At 72.4% G+C, this 5,961-nt stretch carries 4 protein-coding genes and 1 pseudogene; 4 read left to right on the top strand and 1 reads right to left on the bottom strand.

Going from position 1 to position 5,961, the window contains the following annotated elements:
- The first annotated feature begins 159 nt into the window (after window positions 1–159).
- Window positions 160–561 (top strand): nitroreductase family deazaflavin-dependent oxidoreductase, encoded by a 402-nt coding sequence (locus AB8Z36_RS25880; protein ID WP_369215785.1) that lies wholly within the window; start codon window positions 160–162, stop codon window positions 559–561.
- Between the two features lie 18 nt (window positions 562–579).
- Here AB8Z36_RS25880 and AB8Z36_RS25875 read toward each other — a convergent pair whose 3' ends face one another.
- Window positions 580–1,701 (bottom strand): PAS domain S-box protein, encoded by a 1,122-nt coding sequence (locus AB8Z36_RS25875; RefSeq protein ID WP_369215784.1) that lies wholly within the window; start codon window positions 1,699–1,701, stop codon window positions 580–582.
- 276 nt (window positions 1,702–1,977) lie between these two features.
- Between AB8Z36_RS25875 and AB8Z36_RS25870 the strand changes: the two genes are divergently transcribed.
- The 3 genes and pseudogenes from AB8Z36_RS25870 to AB8Z36_RS25860 form a co-directional block, all read left to right on the top strand.
- Window positions 1,978–3,351 carry an ATP-grasp domain-containing protein gene (locus AB8Z36_RS25870; protein ID WP_369215783.1) on the top strand — a complete coding sequence of 458 codons (1,374 nt, stop codon included), beginning with the start codon at window positions 1,978–1,980 and terminating at the stop codon, window positions 3,349–3,351.
- Entirely contained in the window at window positions 3,348–5,366 is a 2,019-nt protein-coding gene (locus AB8Z36_RS25865; RefSeq protein WP_369215782.1) for a PEP/pyruvate-binding domain-containing protein, read from the top strand. Before AB8Z36_RS25870 ends, AB8Z36_RS25865 begins: the two co-directional genes overlap by 4 nt.
- A pseudogene (locus AB8Z36_RS25860) lies at window positions 5,363–5,961 on the top strand (MFS transporter); the annotation flags it as partial. The gene AB8Z36_RS25865 and the pseudogene AB8Z36_RS25860, both read left to right, overlap by 4 nt.

Raw genomic sequence — 5,961 nt, 5'->3', positions numbered from 1 at the left:
CCCCTCCGCCGTCTCCCCTGCCGTCCTCACCGCGTTAGTCCGGGGCGCGCCGGTCCGGCTCCGCCCTCACCGGAAACCGGGCCGCCGACCTGGAGACTGGGTGGCACATACGCGCGACACCACCCGCACGACCGCGTGCGGACGCAGAGGAGACGCCAGATGCTGTTCGGCAAAGAGCATGTGAAGCGCTACCAGGAGACCGACGGCGCGGAGGGCCACGACTGGCAGGGCACCACGGTGCTGATCCTCACCACCGTCGGCCGCAAGAGCGGTGAGCAGCGCAGCACTCCGCTGATCTACCGGCACTACGGCGACGCGGTGCTGGTGGTGGCCTCCAACGGAGGCGCCGACGCACCGCCCCTGTGGTACCGCAACCTCCAGGCGAACCCCGAGGTCCAGGTGCAGATCAAGGGCGACCGCTTCACCGCCCGCGCCCGCACCGCGACCCCGGACGAGAAGCCGGACATGTGGCGCACGATGGTCGCCACCTGGCCCGCGTACGAGGAGTACCAGACCAAGACCGAACGCTCGATCCCCGTGGTGGTCCTGGACCGCGTCTGAGCCGCCGCTCCCCGCCCGTCACACCGTGCTGAGCGGATGTGCCGCCGTGGCCGAGCGCGGCGGCCAGGCGCGGGGGGCCAGGATGCCGAGGACATAGGCGCGGGCCACCAGGGCCGGGCGGGTCGCCGCGCCCAGCAGGTGGCGCAGACGGCTGAGGTGGTAGTCGACCGTCTGCCGCGACAGGTGCAGCGAGGTGGCGATGTCGCCGTTGCTGCTGCCCTCCGCCAGGAGGGAGAGGATGCGGACCTGCGCGGCGGTGAGCGTCGCGTGGGCCTCGTGGGCGAGGCTCTGGTGGGTGACGACGGCCCACACATGGCGGGCCCGCGCCGCCGCGTGGCCGATCGTCGTCAGGTGGAGCTGCGCCCGGCGCTGGAGGCCCTGGGCGTCCACCAGGACCGCTGAGGTCTCCACCCGTCTGGTGCGACGGGCTATCAGGCTGTTCCACCGGTGGTGCAGCCGGTCCAGGTCCGGCTCGTCAGCCAGCAGCGTGTGCGCCCGGCGGCCCACCAGGTCGTGCGGGCTCACCTGGAACAGATCGGCCGCCGCCGCGCTCGCCTCGACCACGCGGCCGCTGGCCGAGAGCAGGGCACAGGGCAGGCCGCTGTGGTCGCGCAGGGCCTGGAGGTTCTCCTGGGCCTCCTGCCACTGCACCGTGGCGCGCAGATGCTCCGTGACGTCCACGTAGATGCCCGCGACGCAGGTCCGCGCGTTCTCGCGGACGGGGAAGCGGTGGCCCACCGCCCGGCCCGCGCTGCCGTCCGGGCGCCGGTAGCCAAGGGTGTGGCGCACCGGCGTACCACGGTCCAGGATCTCCTGGTCGAGGGTGCGGAACCGGTCGGCCTCCGCCGGTTCGTCGAAGTCCTCGATGTACTTGCCGACGAGTTCCTCCGGCACGGTGCCGTAGAGGTGCGCGTAGGCGTGGTTGGCCCACAGGTAGCGCCCTTCGCTGTCCCGTATGAAGGCGGCGGCCGGGGCGAGGTCCACCAGGTCGGCGAAGGCCGCGTACCTGCGGCCCTCGGACGCGCTCCGCCGCCGCGCCTCCTCCGGCAGCCGCCCGGGAAGCGCCCGCCGCGTCTCGTCCACTTCCCACCAGAACACCGGAAGGTGCTCGAGCAGGGCCTTGAGGCTGGCATCGTCCACAGCGGTCTCCGTCCGTATACGACTGGCTGACGCTCAGTCACCTTGCGTTGGATATCCAGCCCTGACGCGCCGCATGCCCCCGTTATCGGCCGAAGTCACCGGGCACCGGCGTCACGGCAAACGTCACGGGAGGCCCTGGGACTCAGGCATTTGCCTGAGTCCCGGACGCCCGCCACGGCGTCACCGGCGTCCGGCACCTGGTCCCCTTGAGTGAGTGGGTGAATACGCCCCGCATACGGCGATCCGTAGCAATCGGACGAATGGAGACGAACTTCAGTGAGCAAGGTGCTGCTCGTGCATGCCAAAGGTGGTCCGCCGCTCGGTCACGTCCTCGCCAGGACGGCCGCGAAGGCGGAGACCCACCTGCTGGCCCTCAGCGCTCTTCCTCCCGCCGTTGCGGACTGCGCCCGCAGACTGTGCGCGTCGGTCGTCCTACCCGGCGAAGCCCACCGCTCCGACCTGGTGTCCCTGATCGTCGCGCGGGCGAAGGACATCGGCGCCGACGCGGTGCTCACCTTCTCGGAGTACGCGGTCGTGGCCGTCGCCGAGGCGTGCGAGGCGCTCGGTCTCGCGGGCGCGGGCGGCGCCGCCGCGCTCGCCCGCGACAAGCGGCTGATGCGGCGCACCTGGCAGCGGCACGGGCTGCCGCAGCCCGCGTTCCGCCCCGTCGCCACCGAGGCCGACCTGCACGCGGCGGCCCGTGCCCTGCCGGGACCGCTGCTCCTCAAGGCGGCCTGGAGCGCGGGGTCCACCGCGCACCAGATCATCCGCTCGCCGCACGAGGCGTCCGCGGCCTGGCGGCGCTCCCGTGCCGTGATGGCCGAATCGGCGCAGTTGGGCTACGCGGAGCTGCATGTGGCCGAGGCGGACGCCGACTTCGTGGTCGAGCAGATCGTGACCGGCACCGCGTCGGACTGGTTCGACGAGCCGGGCTGGGGCGACTACGTCAGCGTCGAGGGCGTCGTGGCCGACGGTGTCTTCCACCCGGTCTGCCTCAGCGGCCGGATGCCCACGGTCGAGCCGTTCACCGAGCGTGCGGGCATCACCCCCGCGCTGCTCGCCAAGGACGCCCAGGACCGGATCGTGGAGCTGGCCCGCCGGGCCGTCGACGCGCTCGGACTGCGCGACTGCGGCACCCACACCGAGATCAAGCTCGGCGCGGACGGCGGCATGTGGCTGATCGAGACGGCCGCGCGGTTCGGCGGTGCGATGACCGTGCCGCAGATCGAGGAGGTCTTCGGGCTCGACCTCGTCGGCATGCTCGTCGAGCACCTCACCGGCCGTCCCGTGGAGTGGCCCGGGCAGGCCCTCACCCCGGCGCAGGCGCGCGGCGCGGCGGGCTCGCTCGTCGTCCTCGCGGTCGACGGCGACGGCGAGGCCTGGCGGGACCGCAGGGTGTGGGACTTCCCCGCCGTCTCGGCGCGCGTACCCCTCAGCCGGGGCAGCGAGCTCTCGGTGGTCGCGGAGAGTTCGCTCGCCGACGGCCAGGTCGTGCCGGTGTACGACCCGGCCGCGGGCGCCAACACCATGGCGGCCCTGTGCCTGCTCTCCGCCACTGACGCGCGCACCGTGCTCCGCGACTTCGAGACCCTGGTGGACGCCCTGCCCCGGGTGCTGCCCGCCGCCCGCCGCGAGGAGGTCTCCGCATGACCGCGCCCCTGCTCGCCGGAGCCGCCGAACCGGCCACCGACCGCACCGTCATCGGCGGGAACCTCTCCCTGCCGCTCTTCCGCACCCTCTCCGGAGTCCTGGCGGGCCACCCGTATCTGAAGGTCGTCGTCGACCGCGCCGAGGACACCTGGCACCTGCTCGACACCGCCGCGCACCCCTTCCACGTCGACTACATCGCCACCCGCGTCCTCGGCATGGACCTCACCGCGCTCGACGCGGACCTCGACGCGTTCAACGCCTCCGTCTACATGGACCCCGGCCGCCGCTTCCTGCTCGGCGTGCTCTCCCTGCACACCGACGAGGACCCCGACGGCCGCGAGCGCACCTTCCTCGTCCTGGAGACGACCGAGGCCGACACCATGCACGGTGAACTGCTGCAGTTCTTCTACGAGTACGTGCGCGTCCGGGTCGACGGCAGGCTGCCGCTGCTGCTCAAGCCCGCCAACCACGGGCAGGAGGAGGCGCTGACGGCCGTCAGCGAACTGCGCGTGCCGCGCATCCTGAGCCATGAACTCTTCGGCACCAGGGCCCGTACACCGCTGAATCCGGGCGAGGCCACCGGGCGGCTGCGGTTCTTCCGTACGCAGGAGGAGTACGCGGCGGCGGAGGCGACGCTCGGCTGGGCCGACATCGTGGCCATGCCGTGCCTGCCGGACGACGTGCCCCGCGTGGCCGGATTCCTCAACACCGCGCCGATCACCCCGCTCTCCCACACCAATGTCCTCGCCTCCGGCTGGGGCATACCCAACGCCATCGTGCGCGACCTGGAGCAGCTCGTCGAACGGGACGGCCTGGACGGCGCCTGGGTCACCTACCGGGTCACCGACGACGCGATATCCCTGGAGCGCCTCGACGCCGAACCCGCCCTGCGGGCTCCGGCCTGGCACCAGCAGCGCATACGCCTCGAACCGCCGCTCCTGGAGGACACCCCCGTACTGGCCCTGCACCGGCTGCGCGGCGCCGACCGCGACCGCTACGGCACCAAGGCGGCCAACCTCGGCGAGCTGCACCACGTGCTCGACAGCCGTACGGCCGACCTGACCGCCTTCTACGGGCGGCCCCGCCCACCGCGCGAGGACCTGTACGGCCACCTCGCCGTGCGCCTCGGCCTGAGCGGGCCGAGCGAGGGCGAACTGCGGTCCGCGGCTGCCGAGTTCGTGGCCGGTTCGGTGCGCGCCCCGGACGGGGTCGCGCTGCCCTTCGCGCTCCAGCAGCGCTTCCTGACCTCCTCCCCCGCCCTCCAGCAGGGCATCGGCAAGCTGAAGATGGCACTCGAACTCGACGCCACCGACGTCCTGGACTCGCTCTGCCTCCAGCTCCAGCACCTCATCCGGCAGACGCCGGTCCCCGAGTCGGTCACCCGGCAGATCGGCCAGGCCTTCCCCGCCGACCCGCGCGGCCGCCTGGTGGTGCGCTCCTCCTCCAACGCCGAGGACCTTCCCGGCTTCTCGGCCGCGGGCGTCTACGACTCCGTGACCACCGTGCACGGCACCGGTGAACTCCTGGACGCCGTGCGCCAGGTGTGGGCGTCCCTGCTCTCGCCCCGCAGCGTGCGCCTGCGCCACCAGGTCGGCATCTCCCTGGACGACACCTACATGGGCGTCATCATCCAGGAGTACCTGCCCGCCTCCCTCGGCGGCGTCCTGGTGACCTGCAACCCCACCCGCCGCGAGGACTTCCGCAACGTCTACCTCAACTGCTCACCCGGCTCACCGGAGCAGGTGGTCGACGGCTCGGTGCTGCCGCAGCAGTACCTGTACAACACCGTGGAGGGCGGGGGCCGTACGGTCGCCCTCGGCTCCTGGGGCGACGGGCTCCCCGCCGCCACCCGGGCCCGGCTCGCCGATCTGTCCCTGACGGGGCGGCTCCTCCAGTCCCACTTCAGCGGGGGCGAGGACACCGGGGGCGACGTGGACAAGCCGCTGGACATCGAGTGGCTGATGACCGAGCAGGGTGACTTCCGGCTGGTCCAGATCCGTCCGTACGCGCTGTGAGGGCGGCGCGCACCAGTGGGCCGGGGGCCGCCTCCGGGAGTAGGCCGGGGGCCTCGTCCGGGAGCGGCCCGACCGCGACGGCCCGCCGCGTCATCCGGCTCAACTACGGCTTCCAGCTGCTGTTCAACCTGCTGTGGTGGATGCCGGTGTTCTACGCCTACCAGAAGGCCGCCGGGCTCTCCGACGGGCAGATCTTCGGCATCCAGAGCATCTACTACGTGGCCTTCTGCCTGTTCGAGATCCCGACCGGGCTGATCGCGGACCGGATCGGCACCCGCAACTGCCTGCGGGCCGGGGCGGTGGTAATGATGGCGGCGAACCTGGCTCCGGTGGTCAGCGCCTCGTACACCGGATTCCTCGTCCACTTCCTGGCCATCGCCGCGGGCCGTTCACTCACCTCGGGTGCGGCGAGCGCCTATCTGTACGACGGGCTGCGCGCCGAGAAGTGCGATGAGCACTATCTGCGCGCGGAGGGGACCGCGCGGGCCCTCGGCCTGGCGGCGAAGGTGGTGTGCTGGCCGCTGGTCGGGCCCTTGATGGCGGTCGCCCACTCGGCCCCGTACCTGCTCAGCGCGGCCAGCGCGGCGGGCTCCCT

It is taken from the genome of Streptomyces flavofungini (assembly GCF_041028215.1).
Taxonomy (GTDB): Bacteria; Actinomycetota; Actinomycetes; order Streptomycetales; family Streptomycetaceae; genus Streptomyces; species Streptomyces flavofungini_B.
This window is presented reverse-complemented; position numbering and strand designations above follow the sequence as displayed.

Coding starts and splice junctions, on each gene's coding strand:
- AB8Z36_RS25880 (WP_369215785.1), top strand. CDS start 160: ATGCTGTTCGGCAAAGAGCATGTGAAGCGCTACCAGGAGACCGACGGC.
- AB8Z36_RS25865 (WP_369215782.1), top strand. CDS start 3,348: ATGACCGCGCCCCTGCTCGCCGGAGCCGCCGAACCGGCCACCGACCGC.